This window comes from Mycobacterium sp. NS-7484, assembly GCF_001953975.1.
In the GTDB taxonomy this organism is placed as follows: Bacteria; Actinomycetota; Actinomycetes; order Mycobacteriales; family Mycobacteriaceae; genus Mycobacterium.
In genome coordinates this window covers 43227-69143 of the sequence record NZ_MBEJ01000088.1, presented here as the reverse complement: position 1 = coordinate 69143, position 25917 = coordinate 43227, and the positions used below count along the sequence as shown (strand labels likewise).

Here is a 25917-nt window from a genome sequence, read left to right as displayed (position 1 = left end):
CATGTTCGGACCCCTATCAGGGGAGGTCAACGGTCATAAATCAGCGATTCTGTACACACATTTTGGCCATTAACCCGCACCTGCGGACCGCTACTCGATCATCCTGCCGGGTGGCACTTTTCGGCGAACACCCGATCGCGATCCTGGTTGCTTTCCGTTGGTGGCTCTATGCCGGCGGTGGTAACGGCACCGGCGGAGCAACCGGCGGCGCCGGCAAAAGAGGAGGCGCGGGCACCGGTGGAGCGGGCGGCAGAGGCGGCAGCGGAGGCAACTGTGGTGCCGGCGGCAGCGGGTCGGCGACGGCGGCGGGATTGGCGACCGGGCTGCCCGGCACGGCATCTCCGAGCCGGGTGGCGTGAACGGGCACGGTGATCACCGCACCTTGCAGTCCGCACTCGTTGGTCTGAATGGTGGTGGTCTGCGTGCCGGCCAGCGAACCGTCGGGCTGCGGCGTCAATGCCAACGCCGTATCCGTCGCCTGAGCCTGCCCGACGATCGGCGCCTCGCAGGGCAGAGAACCTCGTCCCGGATCGCCCTGCCAGGTGTTGTTGATGAAACGAAATATGGCAGCCATGCCCCCGCCTTCGGTGGACGGTACGGCAGGGTTGGCGCCGTCCATGCGCGTCGACGTCGCGACGCATCCCGAGGGTTTGCACGTCGAGCGGAATGCCCACCAATAACTGGCGATCTGGTCGCCCGCCGCCGGCCACGGGTTGCCGTTGAGGGCGGCGTGTGGGTTGTCGTAGTCGAGGCGGTAGAGGCCATCGAACACGGGGCCGATCGGCGGCGGCGGGGTGATCGCCGCATTCGCGACGGCTTCGGTGGCGGCGCTTGGCGGTGGGCCGGACTGTCCACTCGCCGCGGCGTTTGGGGATGGCCACAACTGCCACAGGCCGATACTGACGGCGCCGACGGCGGCGATCACCGCTGCGGGCACCCAACCCGATGTCTCGAGCACCCGATATCGCGGTTCCGGTTGGGCGGGTTCAGCTGCTGGCGTCGGCGCCAACGCCGCTGCGGGAAGCGGGGTTTCGTCGACAAATGCGTGGGCGAAGGCGCCGCAGCTGGCGAACCGCTCGGCCGGGTTCTTGGCGAGAGCTTTGGCCAGCACCGGATCGAGGTCGGCCAAGTCGGGCCGGCTGTCGGCCAACACCGGCGGCTTCGAGTTGATGTGACGGCTGTCCACGACAGCGGGATTGGAATGTGCGAACAGCTGCATCCCGGTCAAGAGGTGATAGGCGGTGCAGGCCAGGGCGTACTGGTCGGCACGGCCGTCGACCTCCTCCCCCACAAGCTGTTCGGGTGCGGCATAGCCGGGCCCGGCGTTTCCAGCGATACCCAGGCCGACGAGTGCGACTGACGCCTTTCCGGCACCGTCGACGTCACCCAGGATGATGTTGCCCGGCCTGACGTCGCGATGCACCACATCGTGCTTGTGCGCGTAGTCGAGCGCGCCGGCAACCGTAGTGATGATCCGGGAAACCTGGTCGCGCGGCAGGCCGTTGGGGTGCTGCTCAAGGAGACCAGCAAGATCCGTTCCGTCGACGAAGTCCATCGACAGCCAGAGCCGGCCATCGTGGTCCCCGCGATCTCGAATCCTGGCGATGGCGGGATGCCACAACCCGGCAGCCACATCCGCCTCCCGGTGGAACCGGTCCCGGTGCTGCGGGTCGGCGGACCACTCCTGCGGCAGCACCGTCAGCGCGTCAGGGCCGGGACGCCGGGGATGCTGGGCGAGGTAGACCTGCCCCGCCCCGCTCGAGCTCAGCGGTCGAATGATCCGGAACACGGCGAACGTCTGACCGACGTTGAGCGGCATCCAGGAATCCTACGAACTGCCCTCCCCCGCCCGTCGTCGGCATCCGGATCACCGGCACCCGTGCCGAGGTGCACACATTTTTCGTTGCCCCACAATGCAAGTCAGTCCGAGAAATTTGTGTCAGCACGCATCGGTGGACTAGTGTTCTGCACCGCGACGGGCGACGATCTCGCTCGTGGCGCGCGGATGTAGCGCAGTTGGTAGCGCATCACCTTGCCAAGGTGAGGGTCGCGGGTTCGAATCCCGTCATCCGCTCCACGATGGGTTTGTGCCATCAAATTCCGTGGGCCGGCTGCTAAGGCTGCACTAACAGCTTCGGATTTCGCAGCGGACGTTAAAGTCGAGCGTGCCCAGGATCAGCGCCTCATCGGTCGGAGAACACCGCGAGCTGGTCCAACAGCGCATCTTCGAGGCCTTCGCCGCCCTGATGGCCGAGCACAGCTTCGACGCGATCACCATGGCCAAGCTGGCGGCCGAGGCCGGCATCGGCCGGACCGCGATCTATCACCACTTCCCCGACAAGGAATCGGTGGTGATCGCCTTCGCTTCCCACGAGACCACCCGGTATCTCGACGGGCTGCGCACCGCGCTGGCCGAGGTCGATGATCCGGTCGAACGTCTCAAGGTCTACATCGGCCACCAGCTGGAGGCTGGGCAGGAATTTCACATGGGCATGGGCATGCAGCTCTACGGAGCCCTGTCCACCGAGACGATGCTGGCGATCCGCGATCACGTGGTGGCGGTCGAGGACGTGTTGCGTGAGATTCTGGCCCAGGGTGTTGCCGCCGGCCAGTTCGTGATCGATGACGAAGCCGCCACCATGTCTCTGCTGCATGCCTGCCTTGCCCCGCGTCACCTGCCGCGGGCGAACATCGAGCGGTTTGTGCTGCGCGCGCTCGGCGCGACGCGGTAACTCACAATTCGTAGCTCCCCGAACCCGTCGGCACCGTGTTAGGTTTCCGACAGGTTGTCAGCATCATGCTGACAAGCTGTCAAAGCTGAGTCCTACCAAGTGGAGCCGAAATGCCGCCGAGTGCCGTCGCAACCGAGTCCATCCGCTCCCTGTCGGCGGCCATGCGTCAGGACTCGACCGACCAGCACGAGGCCGCCGAGCAGTCGCCGTTTGTCACCGAACTTCTCAGCGGCCGGGTCAACGAGCAGGGCTACGTCAACTACCTGCTGCGGCTGCGGGCGATCTACCACGCGCTGGAGACCGCCGTCCGAGAGCATCGCGACGACCCGCTCGTCAGCGCCGTCTACGACCCCGCACTCGAGCGGCTGGATGCCATCGACGCCGATCTGGACCACTGGGCGCCGGGCGCCCAGCGCGACATCGACTCACCAGCAGTGCGGGCCTACTGCGCCCGGTTCGCCGACTCGCCGTGGGGCGGCGCCCTGGTGGCCCATCACTACACCCGCTATCTCGGCGATCTTTCCGGCGGACAGGCCATCGGCCGCATCTTGGAGCGCTCATTCGACCTCGACGGAAAAGGCTTGGCGTTCTACAGCTTTCCGGTGCGCCCCAAGCCCTACAAGGATGCCTACCGTGATCGTCTCGACGGGCTCGGCCTGGCCACCCAGGAGATCGATCGCGTGGTCGACGAGGTGAAGCTGGCCTTCGCGCTCAACCAACGCGTCTTCGACGAGCTTGCCGAAAAGCTGCCGTCCTACCGCCGCTGACCAGCCCGAACCTCAATTGACGTTCCCGCCAACACATAGGAACTTCATACCCCAAATCAGGTGAAGTTAGCTTATGCTAACCATACTTTTACGTGGGGGACACAGCGATCGAGAGGAGACGCCGGCGTGATGACCGCCCCCGTCTGGATGGCCGTACCCCCCGAGGTCCACTCGGCCCTGCTCAGCAGCGGCCCCGGCGCCGGCCCGCTACTGGCCGCCGCCGGAGCTTGGAACGCACTGAGTACCGAATACTCCTCGGCAGCAACAGAATTGACTACCCTGATGGGCACGGTGGGAGCGGGCGCATGGGAGGGCCCCAGCGCCGAGCGTTACACCGCGGCGCACGTTCCCTACGTGGCCTGGCTGAGCCGGACCAGCGCCAGTACCGCCGGAGTGGCCGCCCAGATCGAGACCGCCGCCGCGTCGTACACCACCGCCCTGGCGGCCATGCCGACGCCGGCCGAGTTGGCCGCCAACCGCACCACTCTCGGTGTACTGGTGGCCACCAACTTCTTCGGCATCAACACCGTCCCGATCGCGGTGAACGAGGCCGACTACGTCCGGATGTGGATTCAGGCCGCCACCACGATGACCGTCTACCAGGCGTCCACCAAGGTTGCGGTGGCGACCGCGCCGCCGTCCACCGCGGCACCGGTCCTGCTGGCGCCGGGGGTCGGGGAAGTGGGCTCCGGGTCGGCGACGATGATGCAGTCTGCCGCCGTGGCCCGGGCCGGTGAGTCGGGCTCCTCCCTCAGCCTGAGCGATGTGCTCAGTTCGTACGAGGAGTTCATCGAGTGGATCAAGGCCAACGATCCGATCGGCAACTGGCTGGCCGAGCAGTCTGAGCATTTCTACGGAATGTACGACCAGCTACGGGAATTCATTCTCGAGCCTTGGCGAGTCCCGCAGGTTCTCGCCGAGATCATCGCCGACCCCTCACTGTTGTTCAGCACCTACATGAACGTGTTTTTCCTCGGTGCCTACTCGGCGGTTTTCGCCATCTTGGGGACCCCGCTCTACGCCGCAGTGACCGCAGCGGTGTCCCCGGCCATGCTGGGCCTGCTCGGCATCGTCGGAATGGCGCAAAGCTACGACATTCCGATCGACGCGCCGGCCGAGGAGATCGCCCGCGCCGAGCCGCCCGCGGTCGCCGCGCTGCCCAGCTCCGCGGCGCCGACATCGGTGACGGCAGGCGCGGCACCTGCGCCCGCACCCACCTCCGCTCCCGCCCCTGCACCGTCAACTCCCACGCCGATGTCCGCCGGGACCGAGACCTCCCTGTATGCCGTGCCGGGCGGCGGCGCCGGATTCGGTTACGGCGCGACGTCGCGGTACAGCGCCACCGCCAAGGCTTCGGACTCCGTAGGCGCGTCCGCCGCGGCCGACGCCACCGCTGCCGCGATCAACAAGCGCCGGTCGCAGGCCCGCAAGCGGCGCGGCGGAACCGCCAAGGACCGCGGTTACCGCTATGAGTTCATGACGGCCGACGGTGCTGCCGCACCGCCCCCCGAGCAACCCGTCAGCACGAGCGCCTCCGAGAGTGGGGCTGGAAACCTCGGATTCACCGGAACCGCAGCGAAATCGACTCTCGCCGGACCGGCCGGGCTGACCACGTTGACCGACGACGCCTTCAGCGACGGAACGACGATCCCGATGATGCCGGGTAGCTGGCAGTCCGACGGCGCCGAGGATGACGCTTAACCGAACTGTATTGGGGCTATGAGCAATTCGTGAGGATTGCGACGCGCAGTCCTTCTAGGCGACTATCGGCACCCTCGTATGCCGATACTGGTGGTCCCGAGGAGAAGGGAGCACCGCATGTCCGGTGATACCGCGCCGCAAGCTGACACCTGGGACGGCACGCTTCCGCACTTCTCCACAGTCGAAAAGCACGGCCAGATCACCGTGCCCGTCACCCGACCGTCGGAAACACTGCGTTTCTTCGCCGTGCTCACGTTCATCCTGTGGATTCCGATCGCCGTCGGCGCAGCGCTCTGGATTCGCGGCATGCAGACCCACAACCCGTCGACGTGGTTGGGCATCGCCGCGATCGTCGGTTCGTTTCTTCCGGTCATCATGGCCGGCATCGTCGCCGACGAGGCCCGCGATACCTTCGGTCAGCGCAGTACCGGCAACCGGGTTGCTGTGATCCCGTCATTGACCGGCATCGCGGTCGGTTTGCTCGGGGCCGCATTATGGTTCAGAGATTTCAGCGCCGGCGTGATGGCGTTGGTCAGCGTGGTGTTCGCACTTGGCGCGGCGATCGTCACCGTCACCGCGTGGCAGGGCATCCGCTACACCCGGCGACGACAGCGCTGGCTGGTATCGCTGCGCCGGCACGGTGTGCGTTCGCCAGGCGAGCTGCGCAACGTGACATTCCTGAAGCGCTGGACCGCAGACGACCCTCAGTTCACCGTCACCATCGCCTTCGAGGCCCCGACCGGACGCCGGGTGGTGACCGCGAGCATGGTCGCCCACCATTCCCGGGTTCCGCTGGCGGGGTCAGCCGTCGTCGTCTTCAGTGCACCGCACGACGCCGGCGACGACGTGCTGATCGAACTGGACCCGGCCAAACCGCCCAAGTACGACCGGGATCCGACCGGCAGCTACCGCAAGCCGACCGGAAACTAGGCCGAGCGGCGCGCCAGCTCCCGCAACACCAGATCCGTAGCCTCCCAATCCATGCACTTGTCGGTGACCGACTGGCCGTAGGTGAGCGGACGGGCCTCGGGCGACTGGGCCCCGGCGACCAGGAAGCTCTCCAGCATCACCCCGCTGATCGGCAACCCGTCGCGCACGAACTGGGCCACCTCGGCGGCCACCGAGGCCTGGCGGATGTGGTCCTTGCCGGAATTGGCGTGGCTGCAGTCGATCACGACCCGCCCGGGCAGCCCGGCAACGGTCAGCTTGGCGGCGGCATCGGCCACCGCGTCGGCGCCGTAGTTCGGCCCGTCGGTACCGCCGCGCAGGATCACATGGCAGTCCTCGTTGCCCGCGGTGCTCACCACCGCGCCACGACCCATGTCGTCCATGCCGAAGAAGACATGCTGGGCGGCAGCGGCTTTCACCCCGTCGACTGCCACCTGAACATTGCCGTCGGTGCCGTTCTTGAACCCGACCGGCATCGACAACCCCGACGCCAGCTGACGATGGACCTGGGATTCGGTGGTGCGGGCCCCGATCGCACCCCAGGCGACCGCGTCGGCGATGTACTGCGGGCTGGTCGGCTCGAGGAACTCACAACCCACGGGCAGGCCGATGTCGATGATGTCGAGCAGCAGTTGCCGGGCGATACGCAATCCACGAGCCACGTCGAACGTGCCGTCCATGCCCGGGTCGTTGATCAGGCCCTTCCAGCCGATCGTGGTGCGCGGCTTCTCGAAGTACACCCGCATCACGATCTTGAGCTCGTCCTTGAGCGCATCGGCCAGTTTCACCAGGCGTGACGCGTACTCCAGCGCGGCGGCCGGATCATGCACCGAGCAGGGGCCGACCACGACCAACAGCCGGTCGTCGCGGCCGGCCAGGATGTCGGCGATCTCATCGCGGTCGCGCGCCACGCGTTCGGCCCGACGCTCCCCCAGCGGGAACTCGGTCAGTACATCGTGCGGGCTGGGAATCGCGCTGAAACTGCGGACCCGGCGGTCCGATGTGGCGGGGGCGTTGGCGATCTGCGCCAAGTTCATTTTTCAGGTGCCTTCCTGGTGGCGGGCACCTGGCTCAATTCCGGCGCCCTGTAACGACGAAAGGCAGCGACCGATGGTCACTGCCTGGGCTCCGGGTGGATGCGTGCTTAGTGCTGCGCTTTATCGGCTCCGCCCGGAGCCTCGATAAAGCGCCAATAGCCGGCACACACACCGATAGTCACGTCGGCCAGGCTACACCACAGCCGGCGCCCGGCCACAACCGGTGCGTTCACAAGCAGTAGTTGTGAGCGCACTCTACGATCCTGGGCATGCCGCTGAGCGCCAGGATGCCGGAACTGGCCGCATTCGACGTGCTGCTGGCCATCGCCCGTACCGGCAGCCTCGGGGCCGCCGGGCGTGAACTGGGATTGACCCAGCAAGCGGTGTCCTCGAGGTTGGCCTCCATCGAAGCCCAGACCGGCGTGCGGCTGGTTCAGCGCGGACCCCGCGGGTCACGGCTGACCGCGGCCGGTGCGGTGGTCGCCGAGTGGGCCGATCAGTTGCTCGATGTGGCGCAGCGGGTGGATTCCGGGCTGGCGGCGATGCGCAGTGAGAGCCACAGCCGTGTCGCGGTTGCGGCGAGCCTGACGATCGCCGAGCAACTCATGCCGCGCTGGCTGGTGTCGTTGCAGGCCGAGGCGGCGCGTACCAGCGCCACCGTGCCTCAGGTCATCCTCACCGCGGCCAACAGCGATCAGGTGATCGCCGCGGTGCGCGACGGCTCGGCCGATCTGGGCTTCATCGAATCCCCCGGGCTGCCAAAAGGATTGCACAGCCGGGTGATCGCCCACGACGAGCTGGTGACCGTGGTGCCTCCCGATCACGCGTGGGCGCGACGGTCCGCCTCCGTCACGGCCGCACAACTCAACGACACCGCACTGGTGTCACGCGAATCAGGTTCGGGCACAAGGGAAGCCCTCAGCGCCGCCCTGCGCACGGCGTTGGGTCCGTCGAGCCGGCAGGCCGAGCCGGTCATCGAATTGTCTTCGGCCGCCGCCATGCGCGCCGCGGTGCTGGCCGGCGCCGGGCCGGCCGTGATGAGCCGGCTGGCCGTCGACGACGACCTCACACTGGGCCGGTTGACCGAAGTGCCCGTCGCCGGTCTCGATCTGCGCCGGCAGCTGCGCGCCATCTGGTCGGGCGGCCGGACCCCGCCGGCCGGGGCGGTGCGCAGCCTGCTCGGTCACATCGCCGCGGCGCGGTGAGATCACCCGCGCAGAAGCTGCCCGGTCCGCACCCCGCGCACGGTGTTGGTGGCGACCGTCGCCCACGCGCCCAGCAGCAGCACGTACAGCGCGACCGCCAGCCAGCAGATCGCCACCGCACCGGTGGCCGCGCCCAGCGCGGACGCCCCCGTCACGCAGGTGCCGACCGGGAAGGTGAAGCTCCACCACGTGAGGCTGAACTTCAGCCCGCGGCGTGCGCCGTGCACCGTCAGCGCCACGGCCAAGCAGAACACGAACGCCCCGAAACCCGCCATCACCAGCCCGTAGACGATGCCGAAGGCGTGCAGCGCCGACACCGCGGCAGTGTCGGTGAGCACTGCACCGGCGTGTGCGCCGAGCAGGTTGGCCGCGGTGATCGACTGACCCACGACACCGAGCACGATCCACACGGTGGGGATCGCCTGCACCTGACTGAGCCCGGAGTGCATGAGGCGCGAGTACACCATCGTGGTGGTGATCAGCCCGGCCAGCAGGCTCAGCCCGAACATCGCGTAGCACGCCACCAACAGCGTCATCCCCGCCTGCCCGGGGCCGAGGTGTGACAGCAGCAGCGCGCCGGTGGAGGCGGAGACCATGGGTGAGACCACCGGCATCATCCAGGCCGGCACCGCGGCGACACCGGCGCGATCTGTGCGGGTGATCATGGCGAACGGAAGCCACAGGCTGACAACCAATCCCAAGAGCGTGCCCGCGGTCCACAGTCCCACGTCGAGCACCACGGCCAGGGACTCACCGAGCAGCGCGGGCCCGAGCAGCAACGCACCCGCGCCCACGGTGAGCAGCGCCATGGCCGGAGCCCCGTAGAACTGACCCATCACGTGGTGTCCGGCATAGGCTTTCGCCTGTTCGCGGTGACGGATCCAGTGGGCGGCGAACGCGATGGCCAGGGCCACCAGCACGGCGCCGGCGAGAATCCAGACCGCCGTGGCGAATTCATGCAGCCCAGGCACGTGCAGCGGGAGGGTGACCGCGGCCGTCGCGACGATGCCGGTGCCCATGACCGAGGCAAACCAGTTCGGCGTGATGTGGCGCAATACCGAACCGGCCGTGTCGGGCTCGGCCACCAGGGCGGTATGGAACGGCCTCTCGGCTGTGTAGGCGGCGGTGTAGGTCGTCACACCGTCAAGGGTGGTGGCTGCGACCGGTCACCGGTAGGCACCACGATCTTGTGGCCTCACAAGTGAAACTTGTGGCTCAGACGTAGCGGTGACGGCCCGAGAGCGCCCCGGCCACCATCTGCACGAGGTAGACGGCCAGCGCCATCGCCCACGGAGCGGTCCAGCTACCGGTCAGCTCGTGCAGCAGACCGAACAGGAACGGGCCCACACCGGCCAGCAGATAGCCGAAGCCTTGCGCCATACCGGACAACTGCGCGGTGTCCTCGGCGTTGCGTGCCCGTAGCGCGATCACCGTCAGCGCCATGGAGAACACGCTCATCCCGATACCGACCAACAGGCTCCACAGCAGGGGCGCCGCGCCCGGATCGACGAGCAGGCCGATCATGCCGACCATGCCGATCAGGCCGAGTCCGATGATCCACCCACTCTGGTGCTTCTGCTTGGCCGCCAGCGGCGGCACGATCAGGCTGATCGGAACCGCCAAGATCGACACCAGCCCGACCAGCAGGCCGGCGTCGGTCTTGTCGACCCCGTTGTCGATGAACACCTCGGGCAGCCAGCCCATCACGATGTACGCCAGGAAAGACTGGCAGCCGAAGAACAGGGTGACCGTCCAGGCCAGCGGGTTACGCAGCAGGGATCGGCGGGCCGTACCTGCCGATTCCGCGGCGCGGGCCGAGCTGATTGCGCGCGCTCCCACAAGCCAGAACAGCAGCGCGACAACGGCCACCGCCGCCCACGATCCCAACGCTCCCCGCCAGCCGCCGAGCAGCGGCTCCAGCGGCGGCGTGACCGCCGATCCGAGCGCCCCACCACCCTGCAGGGCCGCGGTGTACACACCGGTCATCAGACCGATCCGGGCCGGGAAGGAGCCCTTGATCACCACCGGGATCAGGACGTTGACCAGCGCGATACCCGCCGTTGCCACCAGGGTTCCGCCGATCACCACGTAGGGGCCGTCGAGCACGCGGATGACGAGGCCGACACTGAGGATGACCAGCGCGATCGAGATGGCGCGCCCCAGGCCGATCCGACGGGCCAGCCAGGGAGCAGCCAGACCGGCCGCGGCAAAACACAGCCCGGGCATGGTGGTGAGCACCCCGGCCCAGACCGCCGAGGCGCCGAGCGACTCGCGCATCTCGCCGAGGACGGGCCCGATGCTGGTGATCGCCGGGCGCAGGTTCAGTGCGGTCAGGATCACCGCCACGACCAGCAGCGCGCCGCCGGCCGCCATCGTTGCCGGGCGGACCTCTACGGCGCCGTCCAGTTCGAGTTCCAGATCGTGTTCGTAACTGTTCCGCGATTCGCTGGATAGACGCCGGTTCACTCGGCTATGGTGCCATACATCCCATGATTGGATGAAAGGATTTTTGAGTGCCGCTCGCCACAACGCGACGCACCGGCCTGGTCGATCAGGTGATCGAGCAGCTGCGCACCCTGGTCACCTCCGGCGAATGGCCGGTGGACAGCCGGATCCCGACCGAGGCCTCATTGGTCGAGGCCCTCGGCGTCGGCCGCAACACCGTCCGCGAAGCCGTCCGCGCCCTGGCCCACAACGGAATCTTCGAGGTGCGGCAGGGCGACGGCACCTACGTGCGTGCCACCAGCGAGGTATCGGCCGCGCTGCGCCGGCTGTGCGGTTCTGAACTGCGCGACGTGTTGCAGGTCCGGCGCTGCCTCGAGGTGGAGGGCGCTCGCCTGGCCGCGGTGGCCCGGACCGACGACGACGTCGCCGACCTGCGCGCCCTACTGGCCCACACCGCCACCACCGATCACGAGCAGTTCACCCAGTCCGACACCGAGTTCCATCTCGCGGTCGTGCGCGCATCGCACAACCCGGTGCTCATCGAGATCTACCGCGGGCTTCTGGAGGCGATCACCGCCAGCGTCGCGACAACGAGTGCCGCCCCGCACGGGATGATGTTCCCGCACACCGAGTTGGTCGAGGCGATCGCCGACGGCGATGTCGAGAGAGCCGGACGCGAAGCCGCAGGCTTTCTCGACGAACTCCTGGCTCACACACCGGCGCAGGACTGCTGAGCGCACCGGTTCAGAACGGCGCGTCGTCCATCCGCCCCTGGGTCAGCGGCAACCTCAGCAACAGCCGCGCGCCGCCGAGTGGGCTCTCCACCAAAGCGGCTGTCCCGCCGTGCAATTCGGCCTGCTGCGCCACCAGCGCCAACCCCAGCCCCGATCCGGACCGGGACGCGGTGGAGCCACGGGCGAACCGCTCGAACACCTCGGCCCGCTCGGACTCGGGTACGCCGGACCCGTTGTCATCGACCACGATCTGCACATCATCGGCCGAACTGACTGCGCTGAGCCGGATCTCGGTGGCGCCACCATGCTTGACGGCGTTGGCGATCGCATTGTCGATCACCAGCCGCAGGCCGGCCGGCATACCGAGCATCAACACCGTCGGCGAGGGCAGCAGGGTGGCCCGCAGGCCCGGATAGGTACGCAGTGCATCGTGCGCGGCACGGTCGAGCAACTCGGTCACATCCATCGGCACGAAATCCTCGACCGTGGTCAGCTCGCCCTGCGCCAATCGCTCCAACGCGGTCAGCGTGCCCTCGATACGGCTCTGGGTGCGCATCACGTCGGCGATCACCTCCTGGCGCTGCTCGGGGGTCATGTCCAGCGTCGAGAGCACTTCGAGGTTGGTACGCATGGCCGTCAACGGAGTCCGCAACTCGTGGGAGGCCACCGCGGCGAAATCGCGGGCCGACTCCAGCGCAGCCTTGGTGCGTTCCTGTTCATTGCCGATGCGCGCCAGCATGCCCTCGACCGCCTCGGCGATCTGCACGGCCTCGCGCACGCCGCGCACCTGCACCTCGTCGGGCTTGGACTGGGCGTTGATGGCGCGGGCCTGCTGCGCCAGCAGACGGAACGGCGTGATCATCACCAGGGAGATCATCCAACCCACCACGACCGTGCTGCCGATGACACCGGCACAGATCAACAGCACCCGCAGATGCAGTTCGTCGATCCGGCGCTGCGTCTCGGCCAGTGGTGCGCCCAATGCGATCGTGGCCGGCCCGGCGGTGAACGTGCGCACCCGATACTCGACGCCGTCGATCGTGGTGTTGGCGTAACCGTTCTCCAACCTGGGCAAGACGATGTCACTGGGCACCGAGACGCTGACGCCGCCGATGTGGGCGGTACGCACCAGGCCGCCGTCGTCGGGCATCGCCGTGTCCGCCGAGCCCGGTTTGGTGGCGGTGAGCAGCGTGCTCACGTCACCGAGGCTGCTCAACGAATCCAGGCGGCGGTCCAGCTGGCTGTACTGGTCGTTGGTGACGCCGATCCACACCCAGGTTCCGAGCGTGATGACCGTGACCACCACCGACAGCGCGGCCACGATGACGATGGTGCGCAACGACAGCACCCGCATCACCGGCCGCAGCACGGGGCGCAGCAGCCGCAGCACACGCTCTTCGAGATTCACCGGCGTTATCTTGCCCGATCCGCGCACACGGACGTTGCGACACCGTCACCCCGGCCAGCCCAGCCGTCAACTTGCGGTTGACGATCCATCGACGTCAACCTAGGGTTGACGCATGAGCCAACCCGTCACCATCACCAACCCCGTCCGCCTCGACGACCTCATCGGCGCCATCAAGAAAGCGCACACCGAACCTCTCGAGCAATTGATCGACGCGGTGATCGCCGCCGACGCCCTCGGTGAGATCGCTGACCACCTCATCGGACATTTCGTCGACCAGGCCCGACGCTCGGGTGCCTCCTGGACCGACATCGGCAAGGCCATGGGCGTCACCAAACAGGCTGCCCAGAAACGCTTCGTGCCGAAGGTTCCCGATTTCGATCCGTCCACCCTCGATCCCAACGCCGGTTTCGGCCGGTTCACGCCGCGGGCCCGCAACGTCGTCGTGGTCTCCCAGAACACCGCCCACGACGCCGGCAATTCCGAGATCACCCCCGACCACCTGCTTCTGGCGCTGTTCGCCGAACCGGACGGCCTGGCCGCCAAACTCCTTGCCGGGCAGGGCATCACCGCCGAGGCCGCCCGCGCCGTCATCACGCTGCCGCCGCCCACCGGCGCGGTCCCGGCGCTGATCCCGTTCAACGGCGCGGCCAAGAAGGCCCTGGAACTGACCTTCCGCCAAGCGCTTCGGCTGGGGCACAACTACGTCGGCACCGAACACATCCTGCTTGCGCTGGCCGAAGCCGAGGACCAAGACGGTCCGTTGCACCGACTCGGCGCCGACCCCGCCCGGTTCGAGACCGAACTGGCCGCTGCCCTGGCCCCGTTCATGACGAAAAGTCAGGAGACCCCAGGGAATGAATGACGCCGCGCGACTGTACAAGGAAAGGTGTTACTCAATGACGCCGCACGCGAATTGATCGGCGCAGGCGCCGACGCCTCTCTGGTCACGCTGAACCCCGATGGCAGTCCACAGGTCACGCTGGTCTGGGTGGCGCTGCAATCCACACCGGACGGTGACGAGCTCGTCATCGCACACCTTTCCGAGCACAAGAAGGTCCGCAACATCCGTCGCGACCCGCGGGTGGCGGTGACCATCCTGGACCCCGGCCGGGTCGGCGAGGCGATGCGGCCGTACCTCGCGATCAACGGCACGGCCCGGGTCGTCGAGGGCGGTGCACCCGAACTTCTCAAAGAGCTGGCCCAGACCTTGGCCGCTCCCGGGGTGCCGTTTCCACCGAAAGACGCCCCGCCCGGGTGGCTGACCCGGATCCGGATCGACAAGGTCGGCGGCGTCGGTCCCTGGGTGTCGTGACCAACCGGCTGTAACACGTTTCAGTCTGTGCGATCATGCCTGGCATGCCTCGCTGGTTCGCGTTCATGTTCACGGCCGTGATGGTGGCCGTCGCCACTGTGGTGGCCCCGCCGGCGGCTTCGGCCGAAGGAACCCCCATCGGCCGGATCGGTGAAACGCTTCGCGTCGAGAACGACGGCCTCGTCGCCGATGTCACCGTGCACGACGTGCTCGCCAGCGACGTCCCGCCCGGCTGGGGCTGGAACGGCTCACCGCGCTGGCGCGCCCAGGGCAGTCCCTGGCGCGCCCCGGTCACCGTGACCACCATCGCGGCGCCCAACCCGTACCAGATGGCTCTGGATTTCACGTTCAACGGCGTCACTCCGTACGCCGACGCGTACGTGCCCAAGCACACCGACGCGCCGAATCGTCTTGAGGCGGCGCTGCGCAACGCGCCTCCCGGCGCCACGGTCAACGGCGACGTCTACTGGGATGTGTACCGCGCCCTGGTCACCAACGTGGTATTGGTCGACACCCGCTCGGGCAAGCACCTGGCGCAGTGGAATCTGTGGCAGCCGGGCACCCCACTGCCTTGATCGTCAACCGGGCGCAGGCTGCTGACCTCCCCGAACTCGCCGCCGTCGCGGCCGCCACCTTTCCGCTGGCCTGTCCCCCGTCGGCAACTGACGACAACATCGCCGCATTCATCGCCGAGACGCTCTCCGAGGAACGCTTCGCCGCGTACCTCACCGACCCGGGCCGCATCGTGCTCGTCGCGCGAAGCCCGGGGATCACCGGCTACGCCATGCTGATTCACGGTGTCCCCGACGACCCCGATGTCCAGCGGGCCGTGCCGCAGCGGCCCGCGCTGGAGTTGTCCAAGATCTACGTGCTACCCGATCGCCACGGCGGCGGTGTCGCGACCGCCTTGATGGCCGCGACCCTGGACGCCGCGGCCGACGCCGGTGCCCGCTGCGTCTGGCTCGGCGTGAACCAGGAAAACGAACGGGCGCAACGCTTCTACACCAAGAGCGGTTTCACGGTCAGCGGTACCAAGACCTTCCGGCTCGGCGCCGGGGTCGAGAACGACTACGTGATGGTTCGGCCGGTTTAGGCGGTCTTCTGCGCCGCAGCCGTGAGTGCCAGGAGGCGCGAAGTGGCCCGCAGGTATTTCTTGCGGAAGCCGCCGGCCACCATCTCCGGGCTGAAGATCGTGTCCAACTTGGTGCCCGACGCGAGCACCGGGATGCCCGCGTCGTAGAGCCGGTCGGTCAACGCCACCAGACGCAGCGCGACGCTCTGATCCTCGATCGGATGCACGCCGGTGATGAACACCTCGGTGACGCCCTCGATCAATGCGTGATACCGCGACGGGTGCATGGTGGCCAGGTGCGCGCACAGCGCATCGAAGTCGTCGAGGGTTGCCCCGGTGACTGCCTCGGCCCGCTGGGCGACCTCTCCGTCGGACAGCGGCTCGGGAGCCGGCGGCAGATCGCGGTGCCGGTAGTCCGGCCCCTCGATCCGGACGGTGGTGAAGATCTGGGCCAGTGTGTTGATCTCCCGCAGGAAGTCCTGGGCGGCGAACCGGCCCTCACCCAGCTGCTCGGGCAGGGTGTTGGAGGTGGCCGCGATCGACACGCCGCGCTCCACCAGAGCCGACAGCAGCCGGGAGATCAGCGTGGTGTTGCCGGGATCGTCGAGTTCGAACTCGTCGATGCACACCACCACGTACTCCGAGAGCAAGTCGATGCACTCGTTGTAGCCGAACACCCCGGCCAGCTGGGTCAACTCACCGAAGGTGGCGAATGCCGTGGGAGCCTCGCCCCCCGACAGGGTGTAATACGTCGACGCCAGCAGGTGGGTCTTGCCGACGCCGAAGCCGCCGTCCAGATACAACCCGACCCCGGGCAGCACCTCGCGCTTACCGAACAGCTTCTTCTTTCCCGCCCGCCGGGCGGCTGCCTGCTCGCAGAAATCGCGGCAGGATTGCACCGCGGCGGCCTGTGACGGCTCGGCCGGATCCGGGCGGTAACTGTCGAAGCTGACCTCGGCGAACGTCGGTGGCGGGATCAGCTGTGCGACCAACCTCTCCGGTGTGACGGTGGGATGACGATCGGCGAGATGAGCGACGCCGCTGGACCCGTGCATGCAGGCAGCGTAGCCACGTGCTCCAATTCAGTTCATGTCCGATGACACCGCCGGATTCGCCCTGACCGTGCTGGGAAACGTCGACGCTGTCGCCGACGCACAGCTGGAGGCTTTCTACGCCTACCCCGATGACCTGCAAAAATGCTGGGTTCGGGGCAACATGATCAGCAGCCTGGACGGGGGCGCCACCGAAGACGGCAAGACCGGTGGACTGGGCAACCGGGGTGACCGCGCTGTGTTCAATCTCATGCGACAGGCCGCCGACGTGATCCTGATGGGCGCGGCGACCGTGCGCATCGAGAACTATTCCGGGGTACAGCTTTCGGTCACGCAACGCCAGGAGCGTCAGCGCCGCGGACAGGCCGAGGTACCGCCGATCGCCGTCGTCACCGCGTCGGCCGACCTCGACCCCCACGCCAAGTTCTTCACCCGTACCGACGTGCCGCCGCTGATCCTGACCGGGAGCCGAAACGTGGCCGACGCGCGCCGCCGGTTGGGCGGGGTGGCCGAGGTGATCGACGCATCGGGCGCTGACCCGACCCTGGTCGATTCCGCGGTGGCATTGCGAATTCTCGCCGAGCGCAAGCTGTTCCGGGTGCTGACCGAGGGCGGCCCGCAGCTGCTGAGCACGTTGATCGAAGAGGACCTGCTCGATGAGTTGTGCCTGACCGTGGCGCCCATCCTGGTGGGCGGGGTGGCCAGGCGCATCGCCACCGGACCGGGCCAGGCACACACCCGGATGCGGCCGGCCCATCTGCTCACCGACGACGAGGGCTACCTGTACACGCGCTACGTTCGATGACCATGTCGCTACTGTGGTCAACATGCGTCATCAGCTGGTGAAAGCCCTGCGGAGGTCGGCAGTCGCGGCGCCCGTCCTGTCACTCCTGCTCACCGCCTGTTCGCCACTGCTGGCCGCTGATCCGCGCTATGCCACCGACCACGGCGAGCACCCGGAGGGGCAGCCGCAGACCACCGTCGCGGCCCCGCCCGGACCGCCCGGCATCGAAGCACCGAAGAACGACCTGTCCTGGCGGGACTGCACGCCCCGCGTCTTCGGCGACGCCGGCATCCAGCCGCCGCCCGACGTCACCCTGGAGTGCGCAACCTACGACGCCGATCTGGACCCGATCAGCGGGGCCACCGGCACCCTCAGCATCGGCGTGGTACGCGCCAAATCCACACAGACACCGGCCGATGCCGGCCCGCTCGTGATGACCACCGGGTCCGACATCCCCACCTCGGTGCAATTGCCGACGTGGTTGGCCCGCTCGGGAACCGACATCCTCAAAACCCACCCCATCGTCGCCGTGGACCGGCGCGGCATCGGCATGTCCGGCGCATTGGACTGCCGTGACCTCTACGACCGTCAGGAGATGCTGGACCAGACGCAGTTCCAGGCCGGCGACGATCCGGTGGCCAACCTGGGCGCAGTGACCATGACCGCCACCACCAGTTGCACCGACACGATCGCCCCGGGCGACTCGGCCTACGACAACGCCCACGCCGCCGAGGATCTGGAGCGGCTGCGCAGCACCTGGGATGTGCCCACACTGGCCCTGCTCGGCGTCGGCAACGGAGCCCAGGTGGCGCTGGCCTACGCCGGCTCGCATCCCAACAAGGTGTCCCGACTGATCCTCGATTCACCGCTACCGCTGGGCATCGCCGCGGAGGCCGCCGCCGAGCAGCGAGTCAAAGGACAACAAGCCGCCCTCGACGCGTTCGCCGCGCAGTGCGTCGCCACCAACTGCCCGCTGGCGCCGGACCCGAAGGCCGCAGTCGATGCCCTGCTGAACGAGGCCCGCGCCGGACGCGGCCCCGGCGGGGCCTCGGTGGCCACCCTGACCCACGCGATCGCCACCGGCATGGGTTTCCCCCAAGGTGACCGGGTGGCCGCGACCAACAATCTGGCCGCGGCCCTGGCCGCCGCCCGGGCCGGCGACGCCGGTCCGATCTCGACGCTGATCACCCAGAGCGACAACCTGCGCCAGTCCGACGGGCATTTCGTCAACTCCTGCAGCGACGCGCTCAACCGGCCCACCCCCGACCGGGTCCGCGAACTCGTCGTCGCCTGGGGCAAGCTCTATCCGCAATTCGGTGCCGTGGGCGCACTCGACCTGGTGAAGTGCCTCAACTGGCCCAGCGGCTCGGCGCCGAAGGACCCCCACGATCTCAAGATTCCGGTGCTGCTGCTCGGCGTCCACAACGACCCGATCGTCGGCAACGAAGGGGTCGCCGCCGTCGCGGCGACCGTCATCAACGCCGGCGCCAACAACCGGCGGGTGATGTGGCAGGGCATCGGTCACGGGGCGAGCATCTACACGGCGTGCGCGCTGCCACCGGTGGCCGGTTACCTCGAAAGCGGCAACCTGCCCGAGACCGACACGTACTGTCCCGCCTGACGGCGGGCCCGAACGGCGTCGGTGTACGGTTCGCTGGTGGCGGCAGCAGATTCCATCATTTCCGGCGTCCTGAACGCATTCCGTCCCCGCACTTCCCCGCCGAGCACCGCCACGGTGCTGCGCTCGGCACTGTGGCCGATCGCCATCCTGTCGATCATCCACCGCAGCTACGTGCTTTCGACCAACGGCTACATCACCGACGACTTCGGCCCGGTGTACCGCGCGGTGTCGAACTTCCGTCGGCACTGGGACATCTACAACGAGCATTTCAACTTCGTCGATCCGCACTACCTGTATCCGCCGGGCGGCACCCTGCTGCTGGCGCCCTTCGGTTTCCTGCCTGAGTTCGCCTCCCGCTTCTGGTTCGTGGCGATCAACTCGGTGGCCGTCGTCATCGCGGCCTGCCTTCTGGTACGGCTGTTCAAGTTCTCGCTGACCTCGGTGGCGCTGCCGGCCCTGCTGCTGGCCATGTACTGCACCGAATCAGTGACCAACACCCTGGTGTTCACCAACATCAACGGCTGCATCCTGCTGGGCGAGGTGCTGTTCTTCACCTGGCTGCTGTCGGGCAAGGTGAGCCATCAGTGGTGGGCCGGCGCGGCGATCGGGCTGACCCTCGTGGTCAAACCCGTGCTGGCCGTGCTGCTCCTGTTGCCGCTGCTCAACCGGCAGTGGCGCGCGTTGGTGACGGCGTTCGCCGTGCCGATCGTGTTCAACGCCGTGGCGTGGCCACTGTCGTCGGACCCGATGGGCTTCGTGCGCAACACCCTGCCCTACATCATGGAGACCCGCGACTACTTCAACTCCGCCATCTTGGGCAACGGCATCTACTACGGCCTGCCGATGTGGCTGATCATCGCGCTGCGGGTGGCGATCGCAGTACTCGCCGCGATCAGCCTGTGGCTGCTGTACCGCTACTACCGCGAACGCGACCAGCTGTTCTGGATGCTGACCTCCTCGGGTGTCCTGCTGGTCACCTCGTGGCTGGTCCTCGGACTGGCCCAGGGCTACTACTCGATGATGCTGTTCCCGTTCCTGATGACGGTGGTCCTGCCGAACTCGGTGTTGCGCAACTGGCCGGCCTGGCTGGCGGTCTACGGGTTCATGACGATGGACCGCTGGCTGATGTGGCGCTGGCCCACCACCGGGCGCTTCCTCGAATACATGAAGATCACCTACGGCTGGTCGCTCTTGGTGGTGGTGGTGTTCTGCGTGCTGTACTTCCGCTACCTCGACGCCAAATCCGACGGCAGGCTCGACGAGGGCATCGACCCGCCGTGGATGAATCGAACTCGCGAACCCGAATCACTCTGAGCTGAATTGCATGACCTGACCCGCCAACCGGGTCCTGGTCTGCATCGCCAACCCGTGCCGGGCGCAGACCTCGTCGAGTTCGTCGGGGTTGACCAGCCGGAACGGCGAGCGGTCGAGCCGGTGGATCGCCGTGGCCATCGGGGTCCGGGTGAGGTCGTAGCCGGTGAACACACCGCCGGGGCGCAACACCCGGGCAATCTCGGCGACCGCCGACTCCCAGTCCACGATGTGGTGCAACATCAGGCAACTGACCACCGAATCGAAGGAATCGTCGGCGAACGGCAGATCCGTGGCGTCGGCGGCGCGCACGGTCACGTCCGGGAACGCTTGCAGCCGCCGGGCTGCGGCGCGCACCATCGCCGGGTCGAAGTCGGTCGCGGTGATCGCCAGATCCGGATTGGCCTGTCGCAACCGCGCCGCGATATCGCCACTGCCAGAGCCGATTTCGAGCACCTCGCGGCCCAACCGGTCAACCGGGAGGCTGCCGAGCACCGCCTGCCCCGTTCCTGTTCGCCACAGCGCGGTCTTGCAGAAGGCGCGCTCGATCTGTGACATCGCCGGCATGCGGGGCTCCTGTCGTCTGGGTGTCGAGTCCTGTGCAGCGAGCAACCGCAGGCTATCGCGTCAGGCCGCCGCAGCCTGGCGCACGTCGGCGCACAACACGTAATTTGGGTGCTATGACAACCGAGGGCCCCAAGGTGGCGCTGACCGACGACGAGTGGCGCGAGAAGCTCACCCCGCAAGAGTTTGCGGTGCTACGTCGCGCGGGCACCGAGCGTCCCTTCACCGGGGAGTACACCGACACCAAGACCGAGGGCGTCTACGAGTGCCGGGCCTGCGGCGCCGAGCTGTTCCGCAGCACCGAGAAGTTCGAATCCCATTGCGGGTGGCCGTCGTTCTTCGATCCGGCCGATTCCGCTGCGGTGATCCTGCGCTCCGACGACTCGCTGGGGATGCGTCGCGTCGAGGTGCTGTGCGCCAACTGCCACAGCCACCTCGGGCACGTGTTCGAGGGTGAGGGCTACCCCACCCCGACCGATCAGCGGTACTGCATCAACTCCATTTCACTGAAGCTGGTGCCCAAGCCCGCCTGACGCCGGGGGCGCTACTCGACCCGGGTGGCGTGCACCTCCCAGAACGGCATGTGCACGCGGCCGTCGACCAGCCAGGGTTCGATCGCCCGCAGTCGCTCCAACACCGGGCCCATCTGATCGGCCATGTCGGGGTTACGCGCCCGCCATGGTCTCGAACGCCTCGACGCTGACGTTGCCCTGGTAGGTCGTCGTCCCGAGGTAGGTGATCTCCCAGCCGGCGTCCGGGAGTACCCCGCGGAAATCGTCGGCCGACATCGACCGCGGCATCCGGAAGCCGTTGACGTTGTGGTCACCGAATTCGTACATGTACAGCCGCGCACCGGGTTTGGTGGCTCGGTGCAAGGCCCGCACATACGACTTCTGCAGTTCGGGCTCATCGGTGAACACGTGATAGAAGGCGGTGTCGACGACGGTGTCGAACCGGCCTTCCAGCCCCTCCAGCTTCGTGGCGTCGGCCACCTGGAAATCGACGGTCACCCCGGCCCGCCGCGCGTTCTGCCGGGCTCGCTCGATGGCGGCCGGTGAGGCATCAATACCTGTGGCCGACAACCCCTTTGACGCGTAGTGGATGGCGTGATGCCCGGGCCCCGTGCCGGGATCGAGCACCTCGCCCTTGACGGCGCCCAGCGCGACCAGCTGCTGCACGACGGGCTGCGGCCCACCGATATCCCATGGCGTCGCGGCGGGCAGTCCGTGCGATGTCCGCTCGTCGCGATACATCTCTTCGAATCGATCGGATTCTTGCGGAGCAGTCATGTCCGCGAGGGTAGACCCGCGAACTGAAAGCCCAGGTCATGTCCACGAGCAGACCCAGATGTCCCGGACACGCCGGGCGGACGGGGACATCTGCGTCTGTTCGCGTACAGAAAAACTAGGGCAGCTTGGCGACCAGATCCTCGACGCTGACCCGCGGCCCGGTGAAGAACGGCGTCTCCTCGCGGGTGTGACGACGCGCGTCGGTGGCCCGCAGATCGCGCATCAGGTCCACGATGCGGTGCAGTTCGGGCGCCTCGAAGGCCAGGATCCACTCGTAGTCGCCGAGCGCGAACGCCGGTACCGTGTTGGCCCGCACATCCTTGTACCCGCGGGCGGCCATGCCGTGCTCGGAGAGCATGCGACGACGCTCCTCGTCGGGCAGCAGGTACCACTCGTAGGACCGCACGAACGGGTAGACGCAGATGTAGTTGCCCGGGTCTTCACCGGCGATGAAGGCCGGGACGTGGCTCTTGTTGAACTCGGCCGGCCGGTGCAGCGCCACGCTGCTCCACACCGGGTCGCTGATCCGGCCCAATGCGGTTGTGCGACGGAAGTCGGAGTAGGTGGCCTGCAGCGCCTCGATGTTGTCGGCGTGCGTCCAGATCATGAAGTCGGCGTCGGCGCGTAGGCCGGCCACGTCGTACAGACCGCGCACCACCACGCCACGCTCTTCGGTGGTCTTGAAGAACGCCGCCGCCTCGTCGGTCACCTCGGCGCGGTCCTCACCCAGCTCACCCGGGCTCACGGCGAACACCGAGAACATCAGGTAGCGGATGGTGGAGTTGAGTTCGTCGTAGTCCAGCTTGGCCATACGCCTATCGTGCCACGCGGGCGTTCACCAGTTCCGCGGCCGCCCGGGTGGCGGTGCCCACACACGCCGGCACCCCGATCCCGTCGAGATAACCGCCGGCCACCGCCAACGTTGGCGGCAACCCGGCCCGCAGTTCGGCCACCAGATCGCGGTGCCCCGGACCGTACTGCGGCATCGCGTCGATCCAGCGGTGCACGTGGCTGTCCACCGGATCCACGGTGACCCCGAACAGCGTGTGCAGATCCCGCGCCGACCAGGTCAACAGGTCCTCGTCGCCGGTACTGCGCGCCACGCTGGATTCCGCGGCGTCGCCGTAGCGGCCGAAGGACAGCCGCACCAGCTCGACGTTCCCGCGCCGGCCCCACTTACGCGAGGACATCGTGACCGCCTTGGCGTTGAGGCGTTCACCCGCAGCGACGAGCACACCCGACTGCTGCGGCAGCGGGGTGCCACCCGGCAGGGCCAGGGCCACGACTGCCGCCGAGGCCACCCGGATGCGGCGGGCCGCCGCGGCGGTACGCGGCGCGACGTGTTCGACCAGGGCGGGCAGATGTGGCGCGGGGACCGCCAACAGCACGGCGTCGGCGTGCCACCGCGCGCCTTCGTCGTCGAGCACCGCCCATCCGCGGACCTGGCGGTCCACCCGCACCGCGGCGACCTGAACCCACCGCACGTCGGCGCGGCGGCGCAACTCATCCAGCAACACGGTGTAGCCGCCGTCGACCGCCCCGAACACCGGGCCGTCCGACGGCGGGGGCAGGGCCGCCCGGACCGCCTCGGTCAGGCTGCGGGCCCCGCGGTCCAGCGCTGCGGCCAGCGGCGGAACGGCCGAACGCAGACCGATCGTGGCCGACGACCCGGCATACACCCCGCTGAGCAGCGGGTCGACCGACCGGGTCAGCACCTGCGGGCCGAAGCGGTCACCGACCAGGTCGGCGACCGACGGATCCGCGCCGCGGCTCCAGCGCAGCGGCCGGTTGGGTTCATCGAGGATGCGCGCCACGGTCTCGTCGTCGACGAGACCGAGCATCGACGACGCCTGGGCCGGGATACCTTGCAGCGTGCCCTGTGGTAACTGATGCAACCGGGCCCCGCTGTAGATCAGTGGGCGGGCGCCGGTGGGGCTGAGCCGCCGGCCGGTCAGGCCCAGCTCATCGAGGAGGTCCAGCATCTCGGGCCGGCGCACCACGAACGCCTCGGCCCCGACGTCGAACGGTTGCCCACCGATCCGTTCGGTGCGCAGCACCCCGCCGAGCCGGTCGGCCGGATCGAGCAACGTGATCTCTGCGCGCGGCCCGGCGGCCAACCTCAATCGGTACGCCGCGACAAGGCCCGAGATGCCCCCGCCGACAACGCAATACGACGCACTCACAACGAGTGCACCAGCGTCACCGCCTCGGTGATGATGCCGGGATCGGTCGCCGGCAGCACACCGTGGCCCAGATTGAAGACGTGACCGGCCGCCCCCGCCGCCACCGCGGCACGGCCGTCGTCGACCACGCGGCGCACAGCCTGCTCGGCCACCGGCCAGCCCGCCAGCAGCACCACCGGATCGAGGTTGCCCTGCAGCGCAGTGCCCGGCTTTACCCGGGCCGCGGCGTCGATCAGTGACGTGCGCCAGTCCACGCCCACCATGGTGGCCGGCGCTGAGCCCAATGCCTCTGACATCGCTCCCAGCAGCTCGGCGGTGCCGACGCCGAAATGCGTCATCGGCACACCCGCGGCGGCCATGGTGGCGAACACCCGGGTGGTGTGCGGAAGCACATACGTGCGGTAGTCGGCCAGCGACAGCGTCCCGGCCCAGGAATCGAACACCTGCAGCGCGTCCACGCCCGCATCGACCTGGGCCTGCAGGAAGGCGATGGTCACGTCGGTCAGTGCGGTCATCAGGGCGTGCCAAGTGGCCGACTCACCGAGCATCATCGCCTTGGTGCGCTCGTGGTGACGGCTGGGACCGCCCTCGACCAGGTAGGAGGCCAGGGTGAACGGGGCACCGGCGAAGCCGATCAGCGGCACCTCGCCCAGCTCACGCACCAACATCGAGATGGCCTGCGAAACCGCCGAGACCTGCTCTCGATCAAGCGGTTTCATGGCCTCGACGTCGGCCGAGGTGCGGATCGGGTGTTCGATCACCGGGCCCACGTCCGGCACGATGTCCAACCCGATCCCCGAGGCCTTCAGCGGCACCACGATGTCGGAGAACAGGATCGCGGCGTCGACACCATGCCTGCGCACCGGCTGCAGCGTGATCTCACAGACCAGTTCGGGATCGAAGCAGGCCTCCAGCATGCGGTGCTGGGCGCGCAACGCGCGGTATTCGGGCAACGAGCGGCCGGCCTGCCGCATGAACCACACCGGCACACGGTGCGGAGTGCGGCCGCTCGCGGCGGCAAGATACGGGGAATCGGGCAGCTCCCGGCGGGTGTTCATCGGCTCCTATGGTGCCACGAGCCCGCCCACGCGGACCGTTGCCGGTTCGTGACGGTCCTGCTACGGCGCGCCTGCAACCTGTCCTGGCCTCATCCGCTAGCGTCAAACGCCGTGACCTCTGCCGAACCGGCCCAGTTCCGGACGGCGGTGGCGGCCATGAGTGCCACCACCGTGCGGCCGGAAATCGAGCTGGGTCCGATACGCCCGCCACAGCGGTTGGCACCGTACAGCTATGCACTGGGCGCCGAGGTTCGACATCCCGAGACCGCGGTGGTCCCGGAGCGTTCCGAGGGCGACGCATTCGGCCGGCTGATCCTGCTGCACGACCCCGACGGGGCCGAGGCCTGGGACGGCACGATGCGTCTGGTCGCCTACATCCAGGCCGACCTCGATTCCAGTGAGGCCGTCGACCCGCTCCTGCCCGAGGTGGCCTGGAGCTGGCTGGTGGATGCGCTGGGATCCCGCGCCGAGCACGTCACGGCGCTGGGCGGCACCGTCACGGCCACCACCTCGGTGCGCTACGGCGACATCTCCGGCCCGCCGCGCGCCCATCAGCTCGAGCTGCGGGCCTCCTGGACCGCCACCGATCTGGAGTTGGGCCCGCACGTCGAGGCGTTCTGTGAAGTCCTCGAGCACGCTGCCGGCTTGCCGCCGGCCGGTGTCACCGATCTGAGTTCCCGCACCCGCGCTTGAC

25 protein-coding genes, 1 tRNA gene and 1 pseudogene are annotated in these 25917 nt (G+C 68.0%); 16 read left to right on the top strand and 11 right to left on the bottom strand.

What is annotated here, in order from left to right; translation table 11 throughout:
* Nucleotides 1–166: 166 nt before the first annotated feature.
* Entirely contained in the window at nucleotides 167–1819 is a 1653-nt protein-coding gene (locus A5733_RS15825) for a serine/threonine-protein kinase (RefSeq protein ID WP_076240784.1), read from the bottom strand.
* A gap of 182 nt (nucleotides 1820–2001) precedes the next feature.
* Between A5733_RS15825 and A5733_RS15820 the strand changes: the two genes are divergently transcribed.
* From A5733_RS15820 to A5733_RS15800, 5 genes are all read left to right on the top strand, one after another.
* Nucleotides 2002–2077: transfer RNA gene (locus A5733_RS15820), tRNA-Gly, on the top strand.
* An 88-nt stretch (nucleotides 2078–2165) separates the two neighbouring features.
* Nucleotides 2166–2732 (top strand): TetR/AcrR family transcriptional regulator, encoded by a 567-nt coding sequence (locus A5733_RS15815; protein ID WP_067770417.1) that lies wholly within the window; start codon nucleotides 2166–2168, stop codon nucleotides 2730–2732.
* A gap of 110 nt (nucleotides 2733–2842) precedes the next feature.
* A complete protein-coding gene (locus A5733_RS15810; RefSeq protein ID WP_076240783.1) occupies nucleotides 2843–3499 on the top strand; it encodes a heme oxygenase (biliverdin-producing) in 657 nt (218 codons plus the stop codon).
* 129 nt (nucleotides 3500–3628) lie between these two features.
* A complete protein-coding gene (locus A5733_RS15805; RefSeq protein WP_076240782.1) occupies nucleotides 3629–5200 on the top strand; it encodes a PPE family protein in 1572 nt (523 codons plus the stop codon).
* 117 nt (nucleotides 5201–5317) lie between these two features.
* A complete protein-coding gene (locus A5733_RS15800) occupies nucleotides 5318–6130 on the top strand; it encodes a hypothetical protein (protein ID WP_076240781.1) in 813 nt (270 codons plus the stop codon).
* Here the strand turns inward: A5733_RS15800 and A5733_RS15795 are convergent.
* Entirely contained in the window at nucleotides 6127–7185 is a 1059-nt protein-coding gene (locus A5733_RS15795) for a 3-deoxy-7-phosphoheptulonate synthase (RefSeq protein WP_076240780.1), read from the bottom strand. The genes A5733_RS15800 and A5733_RS15795 overlap by 4 nt on opposite strands.
* 269 nt (nucleotides 7186–7454) lie before the next feature.
* Between A5733_RS15795 and A5733_RS15790 the strand changes: the two genes are divergently transcribed.
* The gene (locus A5733_RS15790; protein WP_076240779.1) at nucleotides 7455–8390 is read left to right on the top strand and encodes a LysR family transcriptional regulator; all 936 of its coding nucleotides are present in this window, start codon (nucleotides 7455–7457) and stop codon (nucleotides 8388–8390) included.
* Between the two features lie 2 nt (nucleotides 8391–8392).
* Here A5733_RS15790 and A5733_RS15785 read toward each other — a convergent pair whose 3' ends face one another.
* Together A5733_RS15785 and A5733_RS15780 are read right to left on the bottom strand one after the other, a co-directional pair.
* Nucleotides 8393–9529 carry a TDT family transporter gene (locus A5733_RS15785; RefSeq protein WP_076240778.1) on the bottom strand — a complete coding sequence of 379 codons (1137 nt, stop codon included), beginning with the start codon at nucleotides 9527–9529 and terminating at the stop codon, nucleotides 8393–8395.
* 76 nt (nucleotides 9530–9605) lie between these two features.
* Nucleotides 9606–10763, bottom strand: a complete 1158-nt coding sequence (locus A5733_RS15780) for an MFS transporter (protein ID WP_076240793.1) — start codon at nucleotides 10761–10763, stop codon at nucleotides 9606–9608.
* Between the two features lie 140 nt (nucleotides 10764–10903).
* Here A5733_RS15780 and A5733_RS15775 point away from each other — a divergent pair, with 140 nt between their 5' ends.
* The gene (locus A5733_RS15775) at nucleotides 10904–11569 is read left to right on the top strand and encodes a FadR/GntR family transcriptional regulator (protein ID WP_076240777.1); all 666 of its coding nucleotides are present in this window, start codon (nucleotides 10904–10906) and stop codon (nucleotides 11567–11569) included.
* Between the two features lie 10 nt (nucleotides 11570–11579).
* On the opposite strand, the gene A5733_RS15770 is transcribed toward A5733_RS15775, so the two are convergent.
* Nucleotides 11580–12923 carry a HAMP domain-containing sensor histidine kinase gene (locus A5733_RS15770; protein WP_076240792.1) on the bottom strand — a complete coding sequence of 448 codons (1344 nt, stop codon included), beginning with the start codon at nucleotides 12921–12923 and terminating at the stop codon, nucleotides 11580–11582.
* A gap of 166 nt (nucleotides 12924–13089) precedes the next feature.
* On the opposite strand from A5733_RS15770, the gene A5733_RS15765 reads away from it, so the two are divergent.
* From A5733_RS15765 to A5733_RS15750, 4 genes are read left to right on the top strand one after another with little or no spacing between them, the layout of a single operon-like run.
* Nucleotides 13090–13839 (top strand): Clp protease N-terminal domain-containing protein, encoded by a 750-nt coding sequence (locus A5733_RS15765; RefSeq protein ID WP_067770432.1) that lies wholly within the window; start codon nucleotides 13090–13092, stop codon nucleotides 13837–13839.
* Between the two features lie 24 nt (nucleotides 13840–13863).
* Complete coding sequence (locus A5733_RS15760) at nucleotides 13864–14289, top strand: PPOX class F420-dependent oxidoreductase (protein ID WP_076240776.1); 426 nt, start codon at nucleotides 13864–13866, stop codon at nucleotides 14287–14289.
* Between the two features lie 44 nt (nucleotides 14290–14333).
* Nucleotides 14334–14864 (top strand): hypothetical protein, encoded by a 531-nt coding sequence (locus tag A5733_RS15755; RefSeq protein ID WP_067770436.1) that lies wholly within the window; start codon nucleotides 14334–14336, stop codon nucleotides 14862–14864.
* Nucleotides 14828–15382: a GNAT family N-acetyltransferase gene (locus A5733_RS15750; protein ID WP_369830942.1), complete on the top strand. Its 555-nt coding sequence runs from the start codon at nucleotides 14828–14830 to the stop codon at nucleotides 15380–15382. The genes A5733_RS15755 and A5733_RS15750 overlap by 37 nt, the downstream gene beginning before the upstream one ends.
* On the opposite strand, the gene zapE is transcribed toward A5733_RS15750, so the two are convergent.
* The gene (gene zapE / locus A5733_RS15745; protein WP_076240775.1) at nucleotides 15379–16416 is read right to left on the bottom strand and encodes a cell division protein ZapE; all 1038 of its coding nucleotides are present in this window, start codon (nucleotides 16414–16416) and stop codon (nucleotides 15379–15381) included. The two genes, A5733_RS15750 and zapE, sit on opposite strands and share 4 nt — an antisense overlap.
* A 34-nt stretch (nucleotides 16417–16450) precedes the next feature.
* Between zapE and A5733_RS15740 the strand changes: the two genes are divergently transcribed.
* From A5733_RS15740 to aftC, 3 genes are read left to right on the top strand one after another with little or no spacing between them, the layout of a single operon-like run.
* Nucleotides 16451–17218, top strand: coding sequence for a pyrimidine reductase family protein (locus A5733_RS15740; protein ID WP_076240774.1), 768 nt, complete (start codon nucleotides 16451–16453; stop codon nucleotides 17216–17218).
* Between the two features lie 22 nt (nucleotides 17219–17240).
* On the top strand, nucleotides 17241–18818 hold the full coding sequence (locus tag A5733_RS15735) for an alpha/beta hydrolase (RefSeq protein WP_076240790.1): 1578 nt from the start codon (nucleotides 17241–17243) through the stop codon (nucleotides 18816–18818).
* A 21-nt stretch (nucleotides 18819–18839) separates the two neighbouring features.
* The gene (gene aftC / locus A5733_RS15730; RefSeq protein ID WP_076240773.1) at nucleotides 18840–20132 is read left to right on the top strand and encodes an arabinofuranan 3-O-arabinosyltransferase; all 1293 of its coding nucleotides are present in this window, start codon (nucleotides 18840–18842) and stop codon (nucleotides 20130–20132) included.
* On the opposite strand, the gene A5733_RS15725 is transcribed toward aftC, so the two are convergent.
* On the bottom strand, nucleotides 20124–20696 hold the full coding sequence (locus A5733_RS15725; RefSeq protein ID WP_076240772.1) for a class I SAM-dependent methyltransferase: 573 nt from the start codon (nucleotides 20694–20696) through the stop codon (nucleotides 20124–20126). The two genes, aftC and A5733_RS15725, sit on opposite strands and share 9 nt — an antisense overlap.
* Before the next feature lie 113 nt (nucleotides 20697–20809).
* Between A5733_RS15725 and msrB the strand changes: the two genes are divergently transcribed.
* Complete coding sequence (gene msrB, locus A5733_RS15720; RefSeq protein ID WP_076240771.1) at nucleotides 20810–21226, top strand: peptide-methionine (R)-S-oxide reductase MsrB; 417 nt, start codon at nucleotides 20810–20812, stop codon at nucleotides 21224–21226.
* An 11-nt stretch (nucleotides 21227–21237) separates the two neighbouring features.
* On the opposite strand, the pseudogene A5733_RS15715 reads toward msrB, so the two are convergent.
* From A5733_RS15715 to hemE, 4 genes and pseudogenes are all read right to left on the bottom strand, one after another.
* Nucleotides 21238–21982 (bottom strand): annotated as a pseudogene (locus A5733_RS15715) (class I SAM-dependent methyltransferase).
* Between the two features lie 115 nt (nucleotides 21983–22097).
* Nucleotides 22098–22793, bottom strand: a complete 696-nt coding sequence (gene hemQ / locus A5733_RS15710; protein ID WP_067770450.1) for a hydrogen peroxide-dependent heme synthase — start codon at nucleotides 22791–22793, stop codon at nucleotides 22098–22100.
* Between the two features lie 4 nt (nucleotides 22794–22797).
* Nucleotides 22798–24165, bottom strand: a complete 1368-nt coding sequence (locus tag A5733_RS15705; protein ID WP_067770452.1) for a protoporphyrinogen oxidase — start codon at nucleotides 24163–24165, stop codon at nucleotides 22798–22800.
* Nucleotides 24162–25223, bottom strand: a complete 1062-nt coding sequence (gene hemE / locus A5733_RS15700; protein ID WP_076240770.1) for a uroporphyrinogen decarboxylase — start codon at nucleotides 25221–25223, stop codon at nucleotides 24162–24164. The genes A5733_RS15705 and hemE overlap by 4 nt, the downstream gene beginning before the upstream one ends.
* Before the next feature lie 111 nt (nucleotides 25224–25334).
* On the opposite strand from hemE, the gene A5733_RS15695 reads away from it, so the two are divergent.
* On the top strand, nucleotides 25335–25916 hold the full coding sequence (locus A5733_RS15695; RefSeq protein ID WP_067770456.1) for a DUF3000 domain-containing protein: 582 nt from the start codon (nucleotides 25335–25337) through the stop codon (nucleotides 25914–25916).
* Nucleotide 25917 lies beyond the last annotated feature (1 nt).

Coding starts and splice junctions, on each gene's coding strand:
- A5733_RS15825 (WP_076240784.1), bottom strand. CDS start 1,819: ATGCCGCTCAACGTCGGTCAGACGTTCGCCGTGTTCCGGATCATTCGA.
- A5733_RS15810 (WP_076240783.1), top strand. CDS start 2,843: ATGCCGCCGAGTGCCGTCGCAACCGAGTCCATCCGCTCCCTGTCGGCG.
- A5733_RS15805 (WP_076240782.1), top strand. CDS start 3,629: ATGACCGCCCCCGTCTGGATGGCCGTACCCCCCGAGGTCCACTCGGCC.
- A5733_RS15800 (WP_076240781.1), top strand. CDS start 5,318: ATGTCCGGTGATACCGCGCCGCAAGCTGACACCTGGGACGGCACGCTT.
- A5733_RS15795 (WP_076240780.1), bottom strand. CDS start 7,185: ATGAACTTGGCGCAGATCGCCAACGCCCCCGCCACATCGGACCGCCGG.
- A5733_RS15790 (WP_076240779.1), top strand. CDS start 7,455: ATGCCGCTGAGCGCCAGGATGCCGGAACTGGCCGCATTCGACGTGCTG.
- A5733_RS15780 (WP_076240793.1), bottom strand. CDS start 10,763: ATGGCGGCCGGCGGCGCGCTGCTGGTCGTGGCGGTGATCCTGACCGCA.
- A5733_RS15770 (WP_076240792.1), bottom strand. CDS start 12,923: ATGCGGGTGCTGTCGTTGCGCACCATCGTCATCGTGGCCGCGCTGTCG.
- A5733_RS15765 (WP_067770432.1), top strand. CDS start 13,090: ATGAGCCAACCCGTCACCATCACCAACCCCGTCCGCCTCGACGACCTC.
- A5733_RS15755 (WP_067770436.1), top strand. CDS start 14,334: ATGCCTCGCTGGTTCGCGTTCATGTTCACGGCCGTGATGGTGGCCGTC.
- zapE (WP_076240775.1), bottom strand. CDS start 16,416: ATGCACGGGTCCAGCGGCGTCGCTCATCTCGCCGATCGTCATCCCACC.
- A5733_RS15740 (WP_076240774.1), top strand. CDS start 16,451: ATGTCCGATGACACCGCCGGATTCGCCCTGACCGTGCTGGGAAACGTC.
- A5733_RS15735 (WP_076240790.1), top strand. CDS start 17,241: ATGCGTCATCAGCTGGTGAAAGCCCTGCGGAGGTCGGCAGTCGCGGCG.
- A5733_RS15725 (WP_076240772.1), bottom strand. CDS start 20,696: ATGCCGGCGATGTCACAGATCGAGCGCGCCTTCTGCAAGACCGCGCTG.
- msrB (WP_076240771.1), top strand. CDS start 20,810: ATGACAACCGAGGGCCCCAAGGTGGCGCTGACCGACGACGAGTGGCGC.
- hemQ (WP_067770450.1), bottom strand. CDS start 22,793: ATGGCCAAGCTGGACTACGACGAACTCAACTCCACCATCCGCTACCTG.
- hemE (WP_076240770.1), bottom strand. CDS start 25,223: ATGAACACCCGCCGGGAGCTGCCCGATTCCCCGTATCTTGCCGCCGCG.